Origin of the sequence: Kibdelosporangium persicum, assembly GCF_013280595.1 — a bacterium.
GTDB classification, from domain to species: Bacteria; Actinomycetota; Actinomycetes; order Mycobacteriales; family Pseudonocardiaceae; genus Kibdelosporangium; species Kibdelosporangium persicum.
This window is the reverse complement of record NZ_JAAATY010000001.1, coordinates 777,729-798,965: the sequence shown is the minus strand read 5'-3', so window position 1 is coordinate 798,965 and position 21,237 is coordinate 777,729. Positions and strand designations below refer to the sequence as shown.

The 21,237-nt window shown below is 68.0% G+C and carries 26 protein-coding genes and 1 pseudogene; 18 read left to right on the top strand and 9 right to left on the bottom strand.

Translation table 11 applies throughout. From position 1 onward, the window contains the following. Nucleotides 1–26 precede the first annotated feature (26 nt). Nucleotides 27–152, top strand: coding sequence for a CG2302 family histidine operon protein (locus GC106_RS03670; protein WP_512698681.1), 126 nt, complete (start codon nt 27–29; stop codon nt 150–152). Here the strand turns inward: GC106_RS03670 and GC106_RS03665 are convergent. Together GC106_RS03665 and GC106_RS03660 are read right to left on the bottom strand one after the other, a co-directional pair. Next, nucleotides 149–319, bottom strand: a complete 171-nt coding sequence (locus tag GC106_RS03665; RefSeq protein WP_173124273.1) for a DUF397 domain-containing protein — start codon at nt 317–319, stop codon at nt 149–151. The two genes, GC106_RS03670 and GC106_RS03665, sit on opposite strands and share 4 nt — an antisense overlap. After that, nucleotides 316–1,176: a helix-turn-helix domain-containing protein gene (locus GC106_RS03660; RefSeq protein WP_173124271.1), complete on the bottom strand. Its 861-nt coding sequence runs from the start codon at nt 1,174–1,176 to the stop codon at nt 316–318. The genes GC106_RS03665 and GC106_RS03660 overlap by 4 nt, the downstream gene beginning before the upstream one ends. A gap of 129 nt (nt 1,177–1,305) precedes the next feature. Here GC106_RS03660 and GC106_RS03655 point away from each other — a divergent pair, with 129 nt between their 5' ends. After that, the gene (locus GC106_RS03655; protein ID WP_173124269.1) at nt 1,306–1,593 is read left to right on the top strand and encodes a hypothetical protein; all 288 of its coding nucleotides are present in this window, start codon (nt 1,306–1,308) and stop codon (nt 1,591–1,593) included. Continuing rightward, complete coding sequence (locus GC106_RS03650; RefSeq protein WP_173124267.1) at nt 1,571–1,825, top strand: hypothetical protein; 255 nt, start codon at nt 1,571–1,573, stop codon at nt 1,823–1,825. Before GC106_RS03655 ends, GC106_RS03650 begins: the two co-directional genes overlap by 23 nt. Here the strand turns inward: GC106_RS03650 and GC106_RS03645 are convergent. Further along, on the bottom strand, nt 1,822–2,319 hold the full coding sequence (locus tag GC106_RS03645) for a MarR family winged helix-turn-helix transcriptional regulator (protein ID WP_173124265.1): 498 nt from the start codon (nt 2,317–2,319) through the stop codon (nt 1,822–1,824). The genes GC106_RS03650 and GC106_RS03645 overlap by 4 nt on opposite strands. A 110-nt stretch (nt 2,320–2,429) precedes the next feature. On the opposite strand from GC106_RS03645, the gene GC106_RS03640 reads away from it, so the two are divergent. Then, a complete protein-coding gene (locus GC106_RS03640; protein ID WP_173124263.1) occupies nt 2,430–3,482 on the top strand; it encodes a cytochrome P450 family protein in 1,053 nt (350 codons plus the stop codon). On the opposite strand, the gene GC106_RS03635 is transcribed toward GC106_RS03640, so the two are convergent. Beyond that, nucleotides 3,474–7,208, bottom strand: coding sequence for a leucine-rich repeat domain-containing protein (locus GC106_RS03635; RefSeq protein ID WP_173124261.1), 3,735 nt, complete (start codon nt 7,206–7,208; stop codon nt 3,474–3,476). The two genes, GC106_RS03640 and GC106_RS03635, sit on opposite strands and share 9 nt — an antisense overlap. A 75-nt stretch (nt 7,209–7,283) precedes the next feature. Here GC106_RS03635 and hisH point away from each other — a divergent pair, with 75 nt between their 5' ends. After that, nucleotides 7,284–7,919, top strand: coding sequence for an imidazole glycerol phosphate synthase subunit HisH (gene hisH / locus GC106_RS03630; protein ID WP_246364813.1), 636 nt, complete (start codon nt 7,284–7,286; stop codon nt 7,917–7,919). Between the two features lie 132 nt (nt 7,920–8,051). After that, complete coding sequence (locus tag GC106_RS03625) at nt 8,052–8,654, top strand: Uma2 family endonuclease (RefSeq protein ID WP_312872386.1); 603 nt, start codon at nt 8,052–8,054, stop codon at nt 8,652–8,654. Nucleotides 8,655–8,662: 8 nt separating this feature from the next. Here GC106_RS03625 and priA read toward each other — a convergent pair whose 3' ends face one another. The 3 genes and pseudogenes from priA to GC106_RS03610 all read right to left on the bottom strand — a co-directional run bounded on the left by priA (nt 8,663) and on the right by GC106_RS03610 (nt 11,159). Continuing rightward, a complete protein-coding gene (priA, locus tag GC106_RS03620; RefSeq protein ID WP_173124256.1) occupies nt 8,663–9,394 on the bottom strand; it encodes a bifunctional 1-(5-phosphoribosyl)-5-((5-phosphoribosylamino)methylideneamino)imidazole-4-carboxamide isomerase/phosphoribosylanthranilate isomerase PriA in 732 nt (243 codons plus the stop codon). 158 nt (nt 9,395–9,552) lie between these two features. Continuing rightward, nucleotides 9,553–9,877, bottom strand: a pseudogene (locus GC106_RS49980) (Clp protease N-terminal domain-containing protein); the annotation flags it as partial. A 199-nt stretch (nt 9,878–10,076) separates the two neighbouring features. After that, nucleotides 10,077–11,159: a GlxA family transcriptional regulator gene (locus tag GC106_RS03610; RefSeq protein WP_173124252.1), complete on the bottom strand. Its 1,083-nt coding sequence runs from the start codon at nt 11,157–11,159 to the stop codon at nt 10,077–10,079. Between the two features lie 100 nt (nt 11,160–11,259). On the opposite strand from GC106_RS03610, the gene GC106_RS03605 reads away from it, so the two are divergent. Further along, complete coding sequence (locus GC106_RS03605) at nt 11,260–12,261, top strand: saccharopine dehydrogenase family protein (RefSeq protein WP_173124250.1); 1,002 nt, start codon at nt 11,260–11,262, stop codon at nt 12,259–12,261. Here GC106_RS03605 and GC106_RS03600 read toward each other — a convergent pair. Further along, a complete protein-coding gene (locus tag GC106_RS03600; RefSeq protein WP_173124248.1) occupies nt 12,248–12,607 on the bottom strand; it encodes a MerR family transcriptional regulator in 360 nt (119 codons plus the stop codon). The genes GC106_RS03605 and GC106_RS03600 overlap by 14 nt on opposite strands. 62 nt (nt 12,608–12,669) lie before the next feature. On the opposite strand from GC106_RS03600, the gene GC106_RS03595 reads away from it, so the two are divergent. From GC106_RS03595 to GC106_RS03555, 9 genes are all read left to right on the top strand, one after another. Beyond that, the gene (locus GC106_RS03595; RefSeq protein WP_173124246.1) at nt 12,670–13,794 is read left to right on the top strand and encodes an MFS transporter; all 1,125 of its coding nucleotides are present in this window, start codon (nt 12,670–12,672) and stop codon (nt 13,792–13,794) included. 26 nt (nt 13,795–13,820) lie between these two features. Then, nucleotides 13,821–14,363 carry an MOSC domain-containing protein gene (locus GC106_RS03590; protein ID WP_173124244.1) on the top strand — a complete coding sequence of 181 codons (543 nt, stop codon included), beginning with the start codon at nt 13,821–13,823 and terminating at the stop codon, nt 14,361–14,363. An 11-nt stretch (nt 14,364–14,374) separates the two neighbouring features. Then, nucleotides 14,375–14,755 carry a PPOX class F420-dependent oxidoreductase gene (locus tag GC106_RS03585; protein ID WP_173124242.1) on the top strand — a complete coding sequence of 127 codons (381 nt, stop codon included), beginning with the start codon at nt 14,375–14,377 and terminating at the stop codon, nt 14,753–14,755. A gap of 9 nt (nt 14,756–14,764) precedes the next feature. After that, the gene (gene hisF / locus GC106_RS03580; RefSeq protein ID WP_173124240.1) at nt 14,765–15,517 is read left to right on the top strand and encodes an imidazole glycerol phosphate synthase subunit HisF; all 753 of its coding nucleotides are present in this window, start codon (nt 14,765–14,767) and stop codon (nt 15,515–15,517) included. Then, on the top strand, nt 15,514–15,864 hold the full coding sequence (locus tag GC106_RS03575) for a hypothetical protein (protein WP_173124238.1): 351 nt from the start codon (nt 15,514–15,516) through the stop codon (nt 15,862–15,864). Before hisF ends, GC106_RS03575 begins: the two co-directional genes overlap by 4 nt. Next, on the top strand, nt 15,861–16,202 hold the full coding sequence (hisI, locus tag GC106_RS03570) for a phosphoribosyl-AMP cyclohydrolase (protein ID WP_173124236.1): 342 nt from the start codon (nt 15,861–15,863) through the stop codon (nt 16,200–16,202). The genes GC106_RS03575 and hisI overlap by 4 nt, the downstream gene beginning before the upstream one ends. Before the next feature lie 92 nt (nt 16,203–16,294). After that, a complete protein-coding gene (locus GC106_RS03565) occupies nt 16,295–16,891 on the top strand; it encodes an RNA polymerase sigma factor (RefSeq protein WP_312872385.1) in 597 nt (198 codons plus the stop codon). Between the two features lie 34 nt (nt 16,892–16,925). After that, a complete protein-coding gene (locus GC106_RS03560; RefSeq protein WP_173124232.1) occupies nt 16,926–17,873 on the top strand; it encodes a hypothetical protein in 948 nt (315 codons plus the stop codon). Between the two features lie 104 nt (nt 17,874–17,977). Further along, the gene (locus GC106_RS03555; protein WP_173124230.1) at nt 17,978–18,172 is read left to right on the top strand and encodes an anti-sigma factor; all 195 of its coding nucleotides are present in this window, start codon (nt 17,978–17,980) and stop codon (nt 18,170–18,172) included. A 170-nt stretch (nt 18,173–18,342) separates the two neighbouring features. On the opposite strand, the gene GC106_RS03550 is transcribed toward GC106_RS03555, so the two are convergent. Further along, the gene (locus GC106_RS03550; RefSeq protein WP_173124228.1) at nt 18,343–18,978 is read right to left on the bottom strand and encodes a TetR/AcrR family transcriptional regulator; all 636 of its coding nucleotides are present in this window, start codon (nt 18,976–18,978) and stop codon (nt 18,343–18,345) included. A gap of 95 nt (nt 18,979–19,073) precedes the next feature. Between GC106_RS03550 and GC106_RS03545 the strand changes: the two genes are divergently transcribed. Beyond that, entirely contained in the window at nt 19,074–20,618 is a 1,545-nt protein-coding gene (locus tag GC106_RS03545) for an anthranilate synthase component I (RefSeq protein WP_173124226.1), read from the top strand. Then, nucleotides 20,611–21,093: a Trp biosynthesis-associated membrane protein gene (locus tag GC106_RS03540; RefSeq protein ID WP_173124224.1), complete on the top strand. Its 483-nt coding sequence runs from the start codon at nt 20,611–20,613 to the stop codon at nt 21,091–21,093. Before GC106_RS03545 ends, GC106_RS03540 begins: the two co-directional genes overlap by 8 nt. Nucleotides 21,094–21,237: the final 144 nt, after the last annotated feature.

Below are 21,237 nucleotides of genomic sequence, written 5' to 3'. Positions count from 1 at the left end.
CGAAGGAAGTGGCGGTCATCGGCCTGATGATCGTGGCCGGGTTCCTGATCGGTGGTGTCTACGCGGCCTGGAAGACGGCGAAGGTCTTCGCGGTGGTGCTGGGCCTGCTGGCCGCGCTGGCGGTCGGCGGTGCGATCGCCTGGATGCTCTAGAGGAAAGTGCGGAAGGCCGCGAACCGGTCGTGGCTGAACACTAATTCGCCGGAGTCAGGGGTCTTGCTGTCCCGGACCCGGACCACCTCGCGGCCGACCGCCACCTCGACACATGCGTTGTTTGGCGCACTGTAGCTGCTCTTGCGCCAGGTCAGGTTCTTGTTCATCGCCCCTGCTCCAGAGTCTCCGCTTGCTCCCTGATGAGGGCTGCCGACTGCTTCGCCGTCAGAGCCCGGGCCCAGGCATCGTCGACCGCCCCGGCGAACTTCGCGATGTCGCTCGCCTTCTCGATCCATTCTCCCCCGCCGGGGTACTCCAGGTACACCGCATCGGGGGAGTCAGGTTCAGCGAAACCAAGCCAGTTGACCGCACCTGTCATGATCTCGTACTCGCCTGCGCTGAACGGGATGACCCGGATCGTGACGTTAGGCAACGAAGCGAATTCGAGCAGATGGCGAAGCTGCTCGGCCATCACCGCTGGGCCGCCCACTTGCCTGCGGAGAACGGCCTCATCGAGCAGGACTGAGTATTCGAGGGCATTTGGCGCACGCAGGCGTTGTCTTCGATGGTCCATCGAAGCTTCATCGCGCGGCACATCGGAAGACTCCACGAACCGGGCGGCCGCTTGGTACATCCTCGTGCGGTAGGCCGCTGTCTGCAGCGGACCAGGGACCATTGTCTGTTCGAGAACGCTGGCCGCATTGGCTTCGTCCCAGGCCTTGAGGAAGGCGCGGTACTTCGGCGGCATAGCGGTCGAGTGCTCGATCGATGTGGCATCCTGCCGCGCTTCCTCCCACAGGTCCTCGGCCTGCTTGCGCTGGCTCGCCGACGCGCGGTAGAAGCCCAGCATCGCGGTCAACCGAGAGTAGTCACACATGATGTGGCCGGTCTCGATCCTCGACACGGTCGAGGTGCTCTTGCGCAGCAGCTGGGCCACGTCGTCCGGCTTCAGGTTGGCCTGTTCCCGCAGCTCAGCCAGGAACTGTCCCAATGCGCGCTTCCGGCGCGTCTGGATGCTCGGCATCGACCCCTCCTGCTCGCGATCGCCGAAGCTTATCGCTCTGAGTCACAATGGACACCACTCGATCTGGGGAATTGTGCGAGTGCAATGCACGCCCTATGGTCGTCCTGTCGAGAGATGGCGAGGCAGACCATGACCTACGTTCTGGGTGCCGTTCTCCGCGACGCGATGATCAACCGCTTGGCGACACTGGATGCGTTGGCCCACAAGGCCAATATTCAGGAGCTGAGTGCGGCCATCCGGGAAATCCTTGCCCTGCACCAGCCCGACAGTCACGGCCGATGTCGCGGCTGTTCGCATCGATGGCGGCGTCAGCACCACAAGTTTCCTTGTCGCGTCTGGTTGATCGCGCACCGCCACCTGCTCACTCCCGCTCGACCAGTGAAGGAGTTCCGTCGTGTTCAACGAGGAAATCAGTGACCGGACCGTTGCCGCTGTCGCGACTCAGGCGCCTCGCCTGTTCGCTGTCGTGCTTGAGGCCGAGGATGACAGCGCCCCCGAAGTGGTCAGCTGGGGCATGGCGTTCACCGAGGAAGCGCACATGGTCTCGGCCAACGGCCGGAACTACTACGCCCTCGGGGATGCCGAGAACGCCCTCAACTACGTCCACGGCGCGCTCGACCGCACACCACGCCTCGTGTGGCTCGTCTAGAGCCCGCGCAGGATCTTGTGCAGGCCGCCGAGGAACTCCTCGAACTGCGCTAGTTGCTCCGGCGTGTATCGGCTGACCAGCTCGGCCAGTTGAGCGCTGAACTCACCGAAGAACTCGCGGGCCGGTTCCTCGATCTGCTGGCTCGTTCGAACGGTCACCTTGCGCCTGTCGGCGTGCTCACGTGTCCGCACGATGTGGCCGAGGCGCTCAAGACGGTTCAGCAGGTTCGTCGTCGCGCCCGTCGTGAGTGAGAGCCGTGTGCTCAGCTGCGTCGGTGACAGCGGCCGGCCATGGTCCTCGGCGTAGAGGATCTCGACGAGCGCGGCGGCGTCGGTCGAATGCAGGCCGAGGTATGCGGCGAACTTGTTCGTGATGTCGGTGTAGTCCGCGCCGAAGGTACGCAGCCCGTCGAGGATCCGGGATGCGTGGTCGGTCGGCTCACTGGGCGCCGCCGTGTGCGGGCGCAGCGGTTTGCCGTTTTCGGCGTGCGTCATCGCCACTTGGCTGCCCTACCTCCACCATCAACCAAGCTGTCGTTGACAATCTACCTCCCTTCAGTGATAGCTTCATGGTGAAGTTACTTTCTGGAGAAGGAAGGTTGACTATGAATCCTTTTGCAGCCGTCACGCGCGGCCTGACCGAGCCCAACCGGTTGTCTGACCGGTTACGAGAGGCTGGGCCGGTCGTCGTGGCGGACGCGCCCGCCGGTGGACCGGTGTGGATCGTGACCGACGAGGAACTGGCCAAACAGGTGCTGTCCGATCCGCGGATCGTCAAGGACCCGGCGATGGCGCCGGCGGACTGGGATCCGCTCGTCGCCGGGCTCGAACCACCCGCGTCGGCGTTCCCGTCGCTGACCACAGTGGATGGTCCACGGCACACCGAACTACGGCGGGCACACACACCGTTGCTCACCGGCAAGCGCATCCGGGAACAGACCGGGCGGATCGAGCAGATCGCGCGGGACATGCTTGCCGCGCAGCCCAACGGCGTGGTCGACCTGATGGTGCACTTCACCATCCGCTACCCGCTCACCGTCCTGCTGGACCTGCTCGGCATCCCGCTGGACAAGCTGGACGCCACCGTCGTCGCGTGCCGTCGGCTGGTCGAAGGCGACCAGAGCGGGGCGATCCCGGCGTTGATGGAGATCGCCGGGACGGCCGGAGACGACGGCCTGGCCGCTGAGCTCCGGGGGCGCCTGCCGGAAGGCACACCTGAGCAAGAGGTGCGCTACCACCTGTTCGGGTTGATCTTCGCAGGTCAGGTGACCACGGACGCGGCCCTCGGTTTCGTGATCGCGCACGCGCTCGGTGCCCCGGACGGTGACCCTGTCGAAGACGCGTTGCGGCGGTACACGCCCGCGCCCTTCAGCCTGTGGCGGTTCACCTCGGAACCGTTGGAGATCAACGGCGTGTCGCTGCCCGCCCGGGCTCCGGTGCTCGTGGACTTGGTGGGTCTCGGCCTGACGTTCGGTTCGGGACCGCACTTCTGCATCGGCGCCCAGTTGGCGCAGGCCGAGATGCGTGCCCTGGTGACCGTGCTGCGCCGCGACTTCCCCGAGGCTCGCCTGGCGGTCCCGTTCGACGAGCTCGTCCAGATCGGCGTCGGCGGCATCGGCGGGACACGGCTGCGGGAACTTCCGGTGTCGCTACGGTAGATACGCCTTCCGGTGCTCCCCGCAGAGATACAGGGTCAGGCCTTCAGGTGTGGTGGTGCGGGACAGGCCGCCCCAGATCCTGTCCGGGTCGAGTTCGAGCAGCATCGCTTCCAGCACACGGAAATCCGCGTCGTTCTCCGCCCTGACCGCGGGCACGTCGGTCAGTCCGCGGACCTCGTCGTCGGTCCGCAGTTTCGCCGGCGCCTGGTTGAGTAGTTCCTTCATCAGGTCGCAGTCGGCCTTCAGTTGCTGGCTGAGCTGATCCACTGTGATTCCCAGGATCGGACCCGCGAGCGGAGCCGCGTGCTTGAGCACTTTCAGCATTCCCTGGAGGTAAGGGCCGAGTTTGCGGAACCACTCCGACGGCTGGCTGATCGGGTAACACCCGTGCGGCTCGGGAAGACGGTGCCACGCGCCGGGTTCCTCGCAGTACAGCCTCAGTTCGTAGCGGCGCTTTCCCTTGACCGGCACCAAGGCGAACACACTCGGGCACCGGGTCTCCTGTTGCGTCTGCGCGATGTGCTGCAGCCGCATGAACATCCGTTGGTTGTACTCGGTGTTCTCGGTGACCTTGTCCTCGATCCGGATGAGTCGCTGGTCGATCTGGTCGATGCTCATCGCGGTGACGTCCCGGTTGGACGGAGCCAAGCCGAGCAGCAGACCGCGAATGTCGACGTCCTCGCCCGAACGATGGCACTCGATGGTGTACTTCGGCGGCACCTTCGTCAGGCGTTTGCCGAGATCGTCGTAGTCGAAAAGCTGAGTGCAGCCCTCCTGGCAGCGGCACGGCACCTCACGGCGGATCTCCAGCCCGGGAAACCGTTCCAGTGTCCTGTTGAGACCGTCGTCCAGGATCGAGAAAAAGGCCGCGGGCGACGGTCCCCGCACGGTGAGTTCCACGGTCTTGCGGTGCGCGTCGGCCCGAACCAACGCCAACTGCTCACCGTGCTTGAGCACAGCGCCTGTCCGCCAATGGGTGTTCGTGCTGAAGCGATGGGAGCGGGCGATGAACCACGTCGGAATCCCGGGCGGCATGGTGTTGAGCCGGTACAGGACCTTGATCTCCTGTGCGCCCGCCATGCCGTCCCAGCGGTCCTGGTACGGCGGCGGGTTCCAGGACAGGCGCTCGACGACCAGGCTGACGTCGTCCGGCCGGCCGTCGACCCGGTAGGACAGGTCGTACTTGTCCATCATGCCAAGGAAGTGATCGCTGGTGCCGCGATCAAGCCCACGCCACAGCTCCCGCAGGTGCTGACGGGTCAACAGGCCGTGTGCCGCTTCGACCTCGCGGCTGTCGAGCACTTTGCTGATGTACTCGTTCACCCATTCCGGTTGCAGCACAACGGTGTCGCACAGCTCGGGATCATCGCTGTAGTAGAGGATGTCGCCGAGCTCGTGCAGGGCGACCGCGAGGTAGCGCTGCTGCGTGGCGTCCTCGACGCCCGCCGCGGCCATCATCTGCCACATCTCTTCGGGCGTGACCCGGTTCGCCGACGAATCCCACAGTGCCTGTGCCGCACTGACCCACTTGCGTGGCCACTCCGAGCCCATCAACGGCAGCTTCGCCGACTCGGCCGCGATGAGGTCGTGCAGTTCGTCGATCCCTTGCCTGGTCCGGTTGTCCACGGCCTTGCTCGCCACGATCCGCGGGTACTCGTGCCTCAGTTCGTCGAGCGGGAAGTCCACCGGCCGGTCCGCGACATGGGTGACCACCAGGACGATCGGGGATTCCGGCGCCCGTGCGGAGATGATGTCGAGCCAGTACCGCAGCCTGCCCTGTTCCCAGCCGTGCCGGGCGTTCCAGACCAGCAGGAACAACGACCGGTTGGTCAGGAAGAACTGGTGCGTGGCGTGGTAGATCTCCTGCCCGCCGAAGTCCCATGTCTTGAGCCGCATCCGGACGTCGTGCTGGTCGGGATGCGGCAGGTCGAGGTGCTCGATGCGGATGCCGTGGGTGGACGGTTCGTCTATGTCGTACTCATGGCCAGTCAGGGCCTTGACCAACGAGGTCTTGCCGACGCCGCCTTCGCCCACGACGAGCAGTTTGGACACCCACTGCGCCAGCACGCCCTGGCGGCGGGCGCGCAGGAAGGCCATCACCGAAGCCGTGCCGCCCGCGACGATCTCCGGCGGCGGGCTGATGAACCGGTTGCCGCTGAGGGTCAGACCGGTCAGGCGCTTCAGGTTCGTCAGACCGGCGGGCAGTGTGGTGAGCCGGTTGTTGTGCAGGTCCAACGTCTGCAGCTGGGAGAGCCGGGTCAGGGCGTCGGGCACGGCGGCGAGCCGGTTGCCGGAGACGTCGAGCAGGCGCAGCCCGGACAACCCGACGATGCTCTCGGGCAGGCCACGCAGTTCGTTGCCTGCCAGGTGCAGTTCGTCGAGATTGGACAGCTCGCCGATGGTGCTGGGCAGCGTGCGCAGGGTGTTCCGGTTGAGCGCCAGGTATTCCAGCTCAGTCAGCCGGCCGATGCCCGCCGGCAGATCGGTCAGCTGGTTCTCCGACAGCCGGAGGTGCTTCAGTGCGGGCAGTTCGGTGAGCCAGGGCGGAAGTGAGGTCAGGTAGTTGTCCGAGGCGTACAGGGCCTCAAGGTTGCGCAGCGAAGCCAGGCAGTCCGGCAGGGTGGCGAACCGGTTGGTGCGGATGTTCAACCGGGTCAGGTTGGTCAGCTGGCTGAAGCTGTCCGGCAGGGTCTGCAACCGGTTCTCGCTCAGCGTCAGGTTCCCCAGCGCCCGCAGCTCACCGATCCAGTCCGGGATCTCGACCAGGCCGTTGCCGCTGACGTTCAGGTAGGTCAGCCTGGTCAGAGTGCGTAACCAGTCCGGCAGTGCGATCAGCCGGAAGTCGCCGATGTCAAGCAGTTCCAGCGCGCTGAGCCCGGCGAGCCAGCCGGGCAGTTCGGTGATCTCGTTGCGGCCGAGCCAGAGGTTGGTCATCTCCGTCAGCCCGGAGAGCCACTCGGGAACGCGGGTCAGCTTGTTCCCGTCGACAAGGAGTTTGGTGAGCCGCGGGAAGGCGGGCAGGTCGGTCAGCCGGTTGGCGTGGACACCGAGCTTGCGCAGCGGGAGCCCCGGCAGCCAGTCCGGCAGCCGGGTCAGGTTGTTGTAACCGAGCATCAGCCGGGTCAGGCCTCGAAGCCCGGCCAGCGCTTCCGGCACACTGGTGAGCTGCACGTTCTCCGCGTACAGCCCGTCCAGCCCGGTGAGCTCGCCGAGCCAGTCGGGCAACTGGCCGAGGGGGTTGTTGCTGACGTTGAGCATGCGCAGCTCGGGCATGTCCTTCATCCACGTCGGCAACGTGGCCACCCTGCCGCCGCCGAGGGACAGCCTGGACAGATGCGGCATCTCGGCCAGCCATGCCGGGACTTCCGTCGCGTTGGCGTTGCCCAGGTACAGCTTCTCCAGGTTCTTCAGGTCACCGAGCCAGGCGGGGATCGCCGAGTAGGTGTTGTAGCCGATGTCCAGCGCCGTCAGGCCGGTCAACGCGGCGATCGGCTCGGGCACCGTGGCGAAGTGGTTCACGCCGAGGTCCAGGGCCTCGAGCCCGCCCAGGTCGGCGAACCAGTCCGGCAGCTCGGTGAGCCGGTTGTCGTTCAGCCGCAACTCGGTCAGATGGGTCAGCTTGGCCAGTTCGGGCGGCAGTTCGCGCAGCCGCAGATGGCTCAGGTCGAGGGTCCTGGCGTGGGTCTGGCGTGCTTCGTCGATCCGGCGGAGTGCCTCGTGAACCATGTCACCAGGGTTCCATGCGCTCGACCGGCCGGTGGCCGAATCGGGCGCGATGACCGGTTCGGAGCAGCGGGTACTCTGGGAGCCGTGCGAGTTGTCGTCTTGGACTACGGGTCGGGGAACCTTCGTTCCGTCGAACGTGCTCTTCAGCGCGTCGGCGCCGACGTCGAGGTGACCGCCGACCGCCATGCGGCGCTCAACGCGGACGGGCTGGTCGTCCCCGGCGTGGGGGCGTTCGCGGCGTGCATGAAGGGCCTGAAGTCCGTGCACGGCCACCGTACGGTCGGCACGCGGCTCGCCGGCGGGCGTCCGGTGCTCGGCATCTGCGTCGGCATGCAGATCCTGTTCGAGCGTGGCATCGAACACGGCGAGGAGACCGAGGGCTGCAACGAGTGGCCTGGCACGGTCGAACGCCTTGAGGCCGATGTCGTCCCGCACATGGGCTGGAACACCGTCCGTGCCCCGGAGGGCACCACGCTGTTCGACGGCATGGACGAGGACACGCGGTTCTACTTCGTACACTCGTACGGCGTGCGCAAGTGGGAGCTCGAGTCGGGCGGCACGATCGCGGCGCCGCTGGTCACGTGGGCCAACCACGGCTGTGACTTCGTCGCCGCGGTGGAGAACGGCGCCCTGTCCGCGACGCAGTTCCACCCCGAGAAGTCCGGCGACGCCGGCGCACACCTGCTGAAAAACTGGCTCAAATCCCTCTAGCCCCTCGTCCCCCTCGTGAGTGTTTATCGGGGTTAGAACACGGATAAACACTCACGAGGCTTACGCTGGGAGTTTCGGGCTGGGGAGCTGGTTCAGCGTCTCCAGGTGCGCTGACGGAGTCATTGGTATTCTGTGGCAAGCACCGAAGAGGAGGTCGCCATGACTGCGCTACCCGACTGGATGGTGCTACCTCCGGAAGGTTTGACCGCCGAACGCTATGAAGCCCTTCCAGAGGACGTGTGCCGCCGAGTCGAGATCGTTGATGGGGCCATCGTCGTGAATGCCGCTCCGCGCCGCCTGCACCAGCTCATCGCGCGGAGGCTCGCGAACGTCCTGGAGGAGAGCTGCGGAACCGGTCTCGCTGTGGCCACGGATGTGGATCTTCGTCTGCGGGACATACCGTTGCTCAACCGGCGACCCGACATCGTCGTGTACGACTCGACGTTGCCGGACGACGCGTTGTTGCGTCCGCAACACTGCCACCTCGTAGTCGAGGTCATGTCGCCTGGCTCGGTCACCACGGACCAGACCGACAAACCAGCTGAGTACGCGACTGCGGGAATCGAGCACTTCTGGCGGGTCGAGAACGTGCACGAGGACGCCGCAAAGCTGGCTGTGTTCCGCTACCGGCTCGACCCGACAACCGGGAGCTATGCATCAGCAGGTGTCAGCACCGGCACGATGGTCGTTGACCATCCCGTCACCGTCACCATAGACCTGGGCGAGCTGGTCTAGCTCACCTCTCAGCGTGTTGCCGCGAGCGCCTCCGGCAAGGTGAACGCGCCGGTGTACAAGGCTTTTCCGATGATCGCGCCTTCGACGCCGTCGGACTCCAGACGAGCGATCGCGATCAGGTCATCCACACTGGACACACCACCTGAGGCGATGATCGCGGCGTCCGTCCGCGCGCAGATCTCGGTCAGCAGGTCGAGGTTTGGGCCCTTCAGCGTGCCGTCCTTGCTGACGTCGGTGACCACGTAACGGCAGCAGCCGTCACGGTCCAGCCGGTCGAGCACGTCCCACAGGTCGCCGCCGTCCTTGGTCCAGCCGCGGGTCTTGACCCGGTGACCTTCGTCGGTGATCCGCACGTCCAGGCCCACCGCGATCTTGTCGCCGTGCTCGGCGATCGCCTTGGCGCACCACTCCGGGTTCTCCAGGGCCGCCGTGCCCAGGTTCACCCGGCGGCAGCCGGTGGACAGCGCCGCCTTCAGCGACTCGTCGTCCCTGATCCCGCCGGACAACTCGACCTGCACGTCCAGTTCGCCGACCACGCGGGCGATCAGGTCCCGGTTGGACCCACGGCCGAAGGCGGCGTCGAGGTCGACCAGGTGGATCCACTCCGCGCCGTCACGCTGCCAGGCCAGCGCGGCATCGCGCGGGTCGCCGTACGCGGTCTCGGTACCGGCCTCGCCCTGCACGAGGCGGACGGCCTTGCCGTCAGCCACATCGACGGCGGGAAGCAGCGTCAGAGTCACGCGACGACTCTACTGCTCGTGAGTGTTTATGCGTGTTCTAACCCTGATAAACACTCACGAGGGGGGATCTTGGGGGAGTGCGTTGAGGATGGTGGTCTCGATCCGGTCGGCGGGGACACGTGATTCGGTCAGGGTGTCGTTGACCGTGCTGTCGCCGAGGGCGAGCAGTCCCAGCAGGATGTGCTCGGTGCCGATGTAGTTGTGCCCCAGCCGCAACGCTTCCCGCACCGTCAGCTCCAGGACCTTTTTGGACTGACCGGAGAACGGGATGTGCACGCTCGGCGGAGCGTCCACGGCCGGGCCCAGCTTGGCCATCACCGCGGCACGGACGGTCTCGACCTCGCCGCCGAGTGTCTTGATCGCCTTGGCGGCCAAGCCGTCCGGCACTGTCAGCAGGCCGAGCAAGATGTGGCCCGGGGCGATCTCGGCGTGCTTGAGCCGCTCGGCTTCCTTCTGCGCCGCCACCGTGGCCACCCGGGCCATGTCGGTGAAGCGGGCGAACTGCGAGACGTCCAGCTGTTCGGGCGCGTTGGACGTGAACCGCTTCTGCGCGGCCTGCTTGGTCACGCCCATGCTCTGCCCGATCTCGGTCCACGACGCGCCGGAATGCCTTGCGCGGTCCACGAAGTGACCGATCAGGTGGTCGGCCAGCTCGCCGAGGTGCTGGGCGATCAGCATGGCGTCAGTGAGCCGCTTCAACGGGTCGCCGGCCGGGTGCAGCTTCTCCACTGCGTCGATGAGTTCGCCGAGGCGGGGTGCGTCCGTCATCCGTCAACTGTAGGTTGACGACCCGCGTAGCGTCAACCTCGGGTTGACGATCTAGGACAAACGTGCGCCGGTACGTCGTCGGCGACATCCCGACGATCCGCGCGAAATGCGCCCGCAGACCGGCCGCGCCCCCGAACCCGCACGTGTCGGCGATCCAGCTGACCGGCCGGTCGCTGGTCTCCAGCAGCTGCTGAGCCCGGCGCACCCGCTGCTGAAGCAGCCAGCGCAGCGGCGACATCCCGAGCGCCTCGGCGAACCGGCGCTCCACCGTGCGCACGCTGACGTTCGCCCGCGCGGCCAGGTCGGCGGTGGTCAGCGGCAGATGCAGGTGTTCGTCGGCCCAGTCCAGCAGCGGGGCCAGCCAGTCGTCGCGGACCACGGGCGCGGCCGGGCGGTACTGGGCCTGTCCGCCGTCCCGATGCGGCGGGGTGACGAGCCGCCGGGCCAGCTCGGCGGCCACGGCGGCGCCGTGGTCGATACGCACCACGTGCAAGCACGCGTCGATCCCCGCCACGGTCCCCGCGGACGTGATCACGTTGGCGTCCTCCACGTACAGAACGGACGGATCGACGCGGACGGCGGGATAGCGGCGGCTCAGCTCGTCCGCGTGCAGCCAGTGGGTGGTCGCGCGGCGCCCGTCGAGCACGCCCGCGGCGGCCAGGATGAAAGCGCCCGAGCAGATGGACAGGATTCGGATTCCGCGCTCGTACGCCTCCCGGACCACGGCGACCAGCTCGGCGGGCGGGGCGTCGTGGACGTTCGTGCACGCCGGGACCACCAAGGTGTCCGTCGTGCCGAGATCCCACCCGCCGCTGACCGGCGCGACGGTGAAGCCAGGGCTCAGCCGGACCGGCCTGTTCCCGACCGGGACCACGGTGAACGAGTACCAGGGATCGGCCAGGTGCGGCCGGTCGACACCGAAGACCTGGCACGGGACGGCCGCTTCGAAGACCGGCATGTCCTCGGTGACGGCCATGACGACGGAATGCGCACGCATGACGCGAACCTAGCGGAGGCTGACGTCAATCCCGCTGTTCCCGCGACGTCCTGGTGAGCAGGATCGACAGCGCGTCCGACGAGTACTGGAGGAAAGACTGATGACGAAGATCGCGCTGTTCGGCGCGTACGGGCACACCGCCCGGTTCGTGGCCGCCGAGCTGCTGGAGCGCGGCTTCACGCCGGTGTTGTCCGGGCGGGACGCGGCGAAGCTGGCGGCCGCGTACCCCGGCATGGACACGAGGGTCGCCTCGGTCGACGACCCGGCATCGCTCGACCAGGCGATCGCCGGGACGGCCGCGGTGATCAACTGCGCCGGGCCGTTCGCCGAGACCACACCGCCGCTGGTCGAGGCCGCGTTGCGCGCCGGAATCCACTACCTGGACGTCACCGGTGAGACGCTCGTCGCGATCAACACCTTCGACACCTACCAGGACGATCCCCGGGTGAAGGAGGCGGGCATCGTGGTGGCGCCGGTGATGGCGTTCTACGGCGCGCTGGGCGACCTCCTCGCCACCGCGGCGATCGGTGACTGGCCGTCGGCCGACGAGATCTCCATCGCCGTGGCGCTCGACAGCTGGCACCCGACCAAGGGAACGCTGCTCGCGGGCAAGCGCAGGGCCGGGCGGCGGGTGGTCTTCACCGACGGCCACCTGCGCGTGCTCGCGCCCGACGTGGCGTCGCCGACCGGGACGTGGACGTTCCCCGAACCGTTCGGGCGGCAGGAGGTCGTCGGCGAGTTCTCCACCACCGACGTGATCACCATCTCCCGGCACCTGGAAACGCCGCGCGTCAACGCCTTCCTGAACACCGCCCCGCTCAGGGACCTCAGCGACCCGGACACCAAGGGGCCGCGGGCCGCCGACGACAGCGGCCGATCCGACCAGGTCTTCCTCGTCGAAGTCGCGGTCCGGCGTGGCGACGAGGAACGGCGGGCGTCGGCGCGTGGCCGTGACATCTACGCCTTCACCGCGCCGATCGTGGTGGAGGCCGTCGGGAGAATCCTCGAAGGCGACGCCTCCGGTGTCGTGACCGCTGGGGAGATCTTCGACGCGAAGGACTTCCTGCGGTCCCTGCCGCTGGACGAGCTCACGCTCGGCTGACCATCTCCAGGTATTCCGCGATGGCGTCCCGGTTGCGGGTCAGGCACCTGATCCGCGCCGTCATCCTGTCGCGCTCCGACGCCAGCAACGCGAGCGTTTCCGGGGTCGCCTCGTCGAAGTGGATCTCACGGGGTTTGTTGAGACACGGCAGGATCTGCTTGATGATCCGGGTCGACAGGCCCGTGTCGAGCAGGCCGCGGATCTGCAGCACCCGGTCCACATAGGCCTCGTCGTAGTCGCGGTAGCCGTTGGCGAGCCGGTCGGCCTTGATCAGGCCTTGTTCCTCGTAGTAACGCAGCAGCCTGCGGGGCGTGCCGGTGCGTTCCGACAGCTCACCGATCCGCATCTGTGGTCCCCCTCACGCCACGTTGACCTTCACACCGATGTCAAGGTTTGAGCATACCCGGCATGGATCGGAAACTGCCGCTACGAGCGCTGATCGCGTTGGCCACAGCCGCTTTTGTCACCATTCTGACCGAGGCCCTGCCCGCCGGACTACTCCCCGGGATGAGTACCGACCTGGCCGTCAGCGAGTCCGCGATGGGCCAGTCGGTGACCGTCTACGCGCTCGCCACCGCCCTCGCCGCGATCCCGTTGTCGGCCGTGACAGCGAAGTGGCGGCGTAAGCACCTGTTGTTGTCGGCCATCGTCGGATTCGCGGTGGCCAACACCGTCACCGTCATCTCGACGAGCTATGCGCTCACGATGACCGCCCGGTTCGTCGCCGGCGTCGCGGCGGGCGTGGTGTGGTCGCTGCTGGCCGGCTACGCCCGCCGGATGGCGCCGGAAGGCTTGCAGGGCAAGGCGATGGCCGTGGTGATGGCCGGTATCCCGATCGCGTTGTCGCTGGGTGTGCCCGCGGGGACGTTCCTCGGCGGGCTCGTCGGCTGGCGGGTGACGTTCGCGGTCGTGTCCGGCATCGCGGCGGTGCTGATCGTGTGGATCGCCATGCTGGTGCCGGACTATCCCGGCCAGCGGGCCGGGGAGCGGGTCTCGTTCCGGCGGACGCTCACGATCCCGGGCGTGGCGGCGATTCTGTTCGTCGTCGTGGCATTCGTGTTGGCGCACAACGTGCTCTACACGTACATCGCGCCGTTCCTCGCCTACGCCGGTGGAGACGTGGACCTGGTGTTGCTGTTGCTGGGCGCCGCGTCGATGGCGGGCATCTGGATCGTCGGCGTGTACATCGACCGCAGGCTACGGCTCCTCCTGATCGCGAGCACGGTGCTGGTCGCCGTGGCGGCCGTCGGGCTGACAGGCAGTCCTTACGTCGCGGCCGTGCTGTGGGGCTTGGGCTGGGGAGGCGTGCCGACTCTGCTGCAGACCGCGATCGGGCACGGCGGCGACACGGCCCAGTCGATGCTCGTGACGGCGTGGAACGGGTCGATGGCGGCCGGTGGCCTGGTCGGCGGGATCTTCCTCGACGCCTTCGGTCCCGCGTCGTTCCCGTGGGTCGCCGTCGCGTTGCTGGCGCCGGTGCTCGTGGTCGCGCTCGCCAAGGTCGACGCGAAGGTTCCGCAGACACAGGGTTGACGCGGCCCTTGAGTATCGTGGGTGTCATGTCTGGGGTGGTCACGGCCGTGAGCCGAAGCGCGGAGTACACGTTCACCAAACCGAACACGGACAGCATCACGCTGCTCGAAGGGCTCGGCGTCGACGGCGACGTCCACCAGGGTGTGACGGTGAAGCACCGGTCGAGGGTCGCCCGTGACCCGAGCCAGCCCAACCTCCGGCAGGTGCACCTGATCCACGCGGAACTGTTCGACGAGATGCGGGACGCCGGGTTCACCGTGCGGCCCGGGCAGATCGGCGAGAACGTGACCACGCGTGGCATCGACCTGCTCGGCCTGCCGACCGGGACCCGCCTGCACCTCGGCTCCGAGGCCGTGGTCGAGGTGACCGGGCTGCGCAACCCGTGCATCCAGATCGACCTGTTCCAGCAGGGCCTGCTCAAGCAGGTGGTCGACCGTGACGAGGACGGCACCGTGGTCCGCAAGGCGGGGATCATGTCGGTGGTGCTCACCGGAGGTGTCGTCCGGCCGGGCGACGAGATCCGCGTCGAGCTGCCCGCCGAACCACACCGACCACTCGAACCGGTCTAATCTCCCACCGCGTGGACGCCGAGCTGGCCAGGTTGGCCGAGAGCAAATACGTGCTGGTCACCACGTACCGCAAGGACGGGACAAAGGTGCCGACCCCGGTCTGGTGCGCGCGGGACGGCGAGGACCTGGTGTTCTGGACCCGGTCGGAGTCCGGCAAGGTGAAACGTCTGCGCCGGAACCAGAACGTCGAACTGGCCGAGTGTGACGTGCGCGGCAACCCGAAGAGCGAGCCGATCACCGGCGTCGCGCGTGCGCTGGACGCGGCCGGGACCGACCGGATCCGGCGGGTGATGGCCCGCAAGTACGGCCCGGGCGGCTGGCTGGTGATCTACAGCAGCAGACTGTTCCGCGGCGCCAAGGGGACAGTCTGCTACGCGGTCTCGTCCACGTAGGCTTTGGCCATGGCTGTCGCGGTACGTGTGATCCCCTGTCTGGACGTCGACGCCGGGCGGGTGGTCAAGGGCGTGAACTTCGCCGACCTGGTCGACGCAGGCGACCCGGTCGAACTGGCCGCCGCCTACGACGCCGAGGGCGCGGACGAACTGACCTTCCTGGACGTCACGGCGTCCTCTTCGGACCGGGAGACCACCTTCGACGTGGTCCGGCGCACCGCCGAGCAGGTCTTCATCCCGCTGACCGTCGGCGGCGGCGTGCGCACGGTCGACGACATCGACCGGCTGCTGCGCGCGGGCGCGGACAAGGTCAGCATCAACACCGCCGGAATCCTGCGGCCGGAGCTGCTGCGGGAGGCGTCCCAGCGGTTCGGCGCCCAGTGCGTCGTGCTGTCCGTGGACGCCCGGCGGACCGGCGACGGCTTCGAGGTCACCACGCACGGCGGCAAGCGGGGGACCGGCATCGACGCGATCGAGTGGGCCGCACGTGGCCAGGAGCTCGGCGTCGGCGAGATCCTGCTCAACTCGATGGACGCGGACGGCACCAAGGCCGGGTTCGACATCGAGCTGATCGAACGCGTCCGCGCGGTCGTGGACATCCCGTTGATCGCCAGCGGCGGCGCGGGCGACGTCTCGCACTTCGCCCCGGCGGTGCGGGCCGGCGCGGACGCCGTGCTCGCCGCCAGCGTGTTCCACTTCGGACAGTTGCGGATCGGCGAGGTGAAGGACGCCATGCGGGCCGGCGGGATCGAGGTCCGGTGAACGCCCCGACCGAGGTCAAGGTCTCCCTCGGGGTCTTCGGCGTCGGCGCGGTGCTGTTCGTGGTGGTCGCGCTGCTGTGGGACGCGCAGAACCTGCGTTTCCCGATCGGCACCGGCATCGTGGCGGTGGCCGTGTGCGTCGGCCTGTTCGTCCGGTTGAGATTCGTCCGGGTCGTCACGATCGCCGTGGCCGGCCTGTTCGCCCTCGCGCACCTGCTGATCGCGTTGTCCGACGGCGCGCCCTGGTGGGTTCGCGCGGCCTCCGGCCTGCTCACCGCCGGATACCTCTACACGGCCGTGCTGGTGAACACCGAACCGGCACGGGACTACCTGGAGCAGCCGAAATGAGCCTCGACCCGAAGATCGCCGCACGCCTGAAGCGCAACGCCGACGGCCTGGTGTGCGCGGTGGCGCAGCAACACGGCACGGGCGAAGTGCTGATGGTGGCGTGGATGAACGACGAGGCCCTCGACCTGACGCTGACCACCCGCAAGGGCACGTACTTCTCCCGCAGCCGCCAGAAGCTCTGGGTCAAGGGCGAGACCTCGGGACACGTGCAGCACGTCCGGGAAGTCCGGCTCGACTGCGATGGCGACACGATCCTGGTGATCGTGGACCAGGAGGGCGCGGCGTGCCACACCGGTGACCGTACGTGCTTCGACGCGGACGTTCTGTTGCCGGGCTGATCTCATTCGGCGACAGGGCTTTCCTTTCAGTCGCACGATGACTAAGGATGTCGCGCGTGCAGAGTGCCGCCGTGTTCGGTGACAGTGGGAACGTGCGACCCTCGTGGCGCGCCAGGTCCACAACAGACTCAGGTTCGGAATCGGAGCTGGCCAGTGCCATCGCACAGGCCCGGCGTGGCAACGAGAACGCCTTCCGGGTCCTCTACCGGTCCGTCCAGCCCGCGCTGTTGCGCTACCTGCGGGTGCTCGTCGGGCAGGACGCCGAGGACGTCGCTTCCGAGGCATGGCTGCAGATCGCCAGGGACCTGCCCGCTTTCCGTGGTGACGCGGACGGTTTCCGTGGCTGGGCGACCACGGTCGCGCGCAACCGGGCGATGGACCACCTCCGCGGCCAGCAGCGGCGGCCGGTCCAAGCGGGACAGATCGAGGAACTGGCCGAACGGCCCGGTCCCGGTGACACCGCGGCGTCCGCGGTGGACTCACTGGCCACCGACGCCGCGCTCGCGATGATCGCGAAGCTGCCGCGCGACCAGGCCGAGGCGGTGCTGTTGCGGGTCGTCGTCGGGCTCGACGCGAAGGCCGCGGGCAAGGTGCTCGGCAAGCGGCCCGGGGCCGTGCGCACGTCCGCCCACCGTGGTCTGCGGGCCCTCGCCGAGTTGCTGGAAAAGGGCCCTGACCAGGCAGTGTGACACTTTTGCCGCCGGTGACGCTGAGGTACGTGAGATGAGCGCGAAACGTTTCCGCCGGGTGGACCGGCACACCGCCGGGCAGCAGGGGCTCGACGGTGTGCCGGACCGGGCGCGGGGTGCGCTGGGTGAGCTGCTCGCGGACGCGTCCGCGCCGGCCCGTCCCGGCGAACTCGCGGGTGAGGAAGCCGCAGTGGCCGCGTTTCGGACGGCTCGTCTCGCCGAAACCGGTCGGCCGCGGAGATCTTCGATGCACGGCTTGACAAAGCTCGCCACCGTGAAGGTGGCGGCCGCGGCCATTGGCGCGATGGCTGTCGGTGGCGTCGCTTTCGCCGCGGCGACCGGAAACCTGCCGTCGCAGGGCGGTTCGACCGGCCCTGCGACGACCAGTACGACGACCGGCCCCGCGGTGACCGGTGTGCCGACCGGCCCTGCTGCGACCGGCTATTCGACGACCGACCATTCGACGACCGGTGCGACGATGTCCACGGCCGCGCGGAGCGAGCAACCCGCGCAAGGTGAATCGACCGTCAACCCGAAGCCGGGCAACGGAACCAGCGACCACGGTGCCACTCCGGCGCCCTCCCTCAGGGAACTGTGCGAGCTGTCCGGTTCGGGACCGGTCGGCGAGCAGGGCAAGCGGCTCGACAGTCCCGTGTTCGGCGACCTGGTCTCCGCCGCGGGCGGCAAGGACAACGTTCCGGCGTACTGCGGGAACCTGTTCGGCGAACCGGGGAAGTCCGCCGAACAGCAGCTGCCTGTGCAACCGCAGCTGCCGACTGGGCAACCGAAACCTGCCGAACAACAGAAGCCGATCGAACCGCAGCAGTCGAACGCTCCGAAACCGGGCGAGCAGAACCAGGACGAGCCAAGACAAGGGGAGCCGAGACCGGACCGGCCCGCTCCCACCCAAGGTCGTGCGGACGACCTGCCGACAGGGAAACCCGATACCGGCCCGCCGCCGTCAGTGCGCCCCAAGAACTGACCGCGGCGACGAGTGGTGACTTTGCCTCCCAGCAGTCGCCACGCCGAGGGCGAGTGGTGGCTACACCCCCGGGCCACCACTCGCCCGTCTACAAAGGAGGCACCATGACGTCCGCGTGTTCGTACACCGTCACGGTGGGCGGCTACGTGCTCGGAGTGCTGAACGTCCGGGAGAGCAAGGAGTTCCACGAGCACATCGAGGTCTGCGCGCAGTGCAGCCGCGAGGTCGTCGAACTGTCCCCGGTGGCTCGGATGCTGGCACCGCTCAGGACCGCGGCCAGAGCGGCTCACCTGAACTAGCAGACCCCAAGGGCACTCGCGGCGGCTGGCCCTTCCTGCACGCCGTGTCCACCTTTGCTGCACCCCGTGTCCACCTTTGCGGCACCCCGTGTCGACCTTTGCGGCACCGTGAAATTCCCCGTGGAGGATGGCGCCCCACGCGCGACGGCGATTTCCGCGCCGCTGCGACGTCACGCTGACCCATGCGGCTGAGGAGCGGTTATCTCGCCGGTGAAGTAGCGCTGGATCGTCGGGCCGACCGCTGCCACGACCGTCTCGATGTCGGTGTTCTTCAACGGTTCGAACTGGGTCACGTACCGGACCATGCCCATCCCGATCAGCTGGGACGCGACCAGGTTGGCGCGGAACAGGCCGTTGTCGACGCCCACCTTGGCGACGATCCGGCCGAAGATCTGTTTCAGGAACAGGTCCCGCAGGCCTTCCACGGCCAGCTGGTGCGAGGCGACACTGCGCACGAGTGCGGCGAAGTGACCGCCGCCGGTGCTGTCCCACACCGTCAGGAACGTCCGGACCACCCGTTCCCCGATCGTGTCCAGGTCGCCTTCCAGCAGCTGGCTCACGATCGTCGACGGGTCGATCGGCAGTTGCAGCACGGACTTGGCGAACAGGCCTTCCTTGCCGCCGAACCAGTGGTTGACCATGGCGGGGTCCACCCCGGCCCGTCTCGCGATCGTGCGGACCGTGGCGCCCTCGTAGCCCTGCTCGGTGAACACCGCCCGAGCGGCTTCGATCAGCGCGGTCTTGGTGTCCGCCCCGGCGGGACGGCGCCCGCGCCGCTTACCCTCTTGTTCCGCGCCCGTTGTCACCCGGCCATCATCACCCGCCGGGGCAAACTTTTCAACACGTGATGAATTAATGGGCCCGGTCGTGCCCGCCTTCCCCTTCCCGGCACAATGGCCGCATGGCCAGCGTGATCGGATCGGACCTGCCCGTGCACACCGGGATGGGCACGATCAGCCCCACCCGCGAGGAGTTCCACGCCCTCGCCCGCGACCGCAGGGTGATCCCGGTCACCCGCAAGCTGCTGGCGGACGCCGAGACCCCGGTCGGGGTGTACCGCAAGCTCGCGGGCGACCGCGTCGGGACGTTCCTGCTCGAATCCGCCGAGAACGGCCGCTCATGGTCGCGATGGTCCTTCGTGGGGGCCAGCTGCGCCGCCTGGCTGACGTCCCAGGACGGCCGGGCCACCTGGTCCGGCAAGGTCCCCGACGGCCTCAACGGCGACGGTGACCCCCTGGAAGCGCTGCGGGAGACGTTCCGGCTGCTGCACACCGAACCGCTGCCGGGCCTGCCGCCGCTGACCGGCGGGATGGTCGGTTACATTGGCTACGACACCGTGCGCCGCCTGGAGCGGCTGCCCGAGCTGGCCGAGGACGACCTGCGCATCCCCGAGCTGGTGATGATGATGGCGACCGACCTGGCCGCCCTCGACCACCACGAAGGCACGATCACCCTCATCGCCAACGCGGTGAACTGGGACAACTCGCCCCAGCGGGTCGACGAGGCGTACGACGACGCGGTCGCCCGGCTGAACAGGATGTCCGCCGACCTCTACACCACCGCCGAGCCGACGGCGATGGTGTTCGAACGCCCCAGGCCGCGGTTCACCCGCCGCCGCACCCGCGAGGAGTTCGGCCAGGCCGTCGAGACGGCCAAGGAGGCGATCCGCGCAGGCGAGGCCTTCCAGATCGTGGTGTCGCAACGGTTCGAGATGCACACCCAGGCCGACCCGCTGGACGTGTACCGGATCCTGCGGACCACCAACCCCAGCCCGTACATGTACCTGCTGCGGCTCGACGGCTTCGACATCGTCGGTTCCAGCCCGGAATCCCTGGTCACGGTCCGGGACGGGGTGGCGACCACGCACCCGATCGCGGGCACCCGCTGGCGCGGCGTGGACGCGGACGAGGACGCGATCCTGGAGAAGGACCTGCTGGCCGACGAGAAGGAACGCGCCGAGCACGTGATGCTCGTCGACCTGGGCCGCAACGACCTCGGCCGGGTGTGCGCGCCCGGGTCCGTGCACGTCGTGGACTTCTTCCGGGTCGAGCGCTACAGCCACGTGATGCACATCGTCTCGACGGTCACCGGCAGGCTCGCGCCGGGCATGACGGCCTTCGACGCCGTCACGGCCTGTTTCCCGGCCGGGACGTTGTCCGGGGCGCCGAAGCCGCGGGCGATGGAGCTGATCGAGGAGCTCGAACCGACCAGGCGGGGCCTGTACGGCGGTGTGGTCGGGTACCTCGACTTCGCGGGCAACGCCGACACCGCGATCGCCATCCGTACCGCGCTTGTCCAGGACGGTGTCGCGTACGTGCAGGCAGGCGCGGGGATCGTGGCCGACTCCAACCCGGCGGCCGAGGACGACGAGTGCCAGAACAAGGCGGGCGCGGTGCTGTCGGCGATCGCGATGGCCGAGACGATCAGGCCGGCCGCCGATGGCTGAGCAGGCGCCGGACCGTCGTCCACTATGGATCGTGACGGTCCTGCTGCTGGCGGCTTCGGCCGCGCTGTGGGGCTCGTCGCGGCTGAAGTGGTCGGACCTGACCGGGGCGGAGCAGGCCGGCGCGTTGGTCCCGCTGGCGTTGATCTACCTGGCGGGGATCGCCGGGGTGCTGGCCACCAGTGGCTGGCCGCGCCGGATCGTCGGGGTGTTGTTGGCACTGACCGGTTTCGCGGCTTGTTGGCTGGCCGTCAACGGCGCCTTCGGCGACGGGCAGGCGCTGCCACCGCGTGTCCTGGCGTTGTTCGCGGGCGTGGCCGTCGTCGTGGCAGCCGTGATGCTTGTCCGTGCCGGCCACAGGATGCCGAGGCTGGGCGCGAGATACCAGGCGCCCGGCGCGGCGAAGGACGCGAAGGAACCGTCACAGGAGAAGGAGATGTGGCGCGCGCTCGAACGCGGCGAGGACCCGACTGTGTGATTCGGCCGTGTGATTCCGGTGTGTGAACTCACGATGTGAACCCCGGATGTGACCCCCGTCGCGCAACCGTTGCGTCGCCAGGCGCATGCTATGTGTGCACGGACGGACCCGGCGTCCTGCCGAGAACTGCCGCAGGGTTAGCAT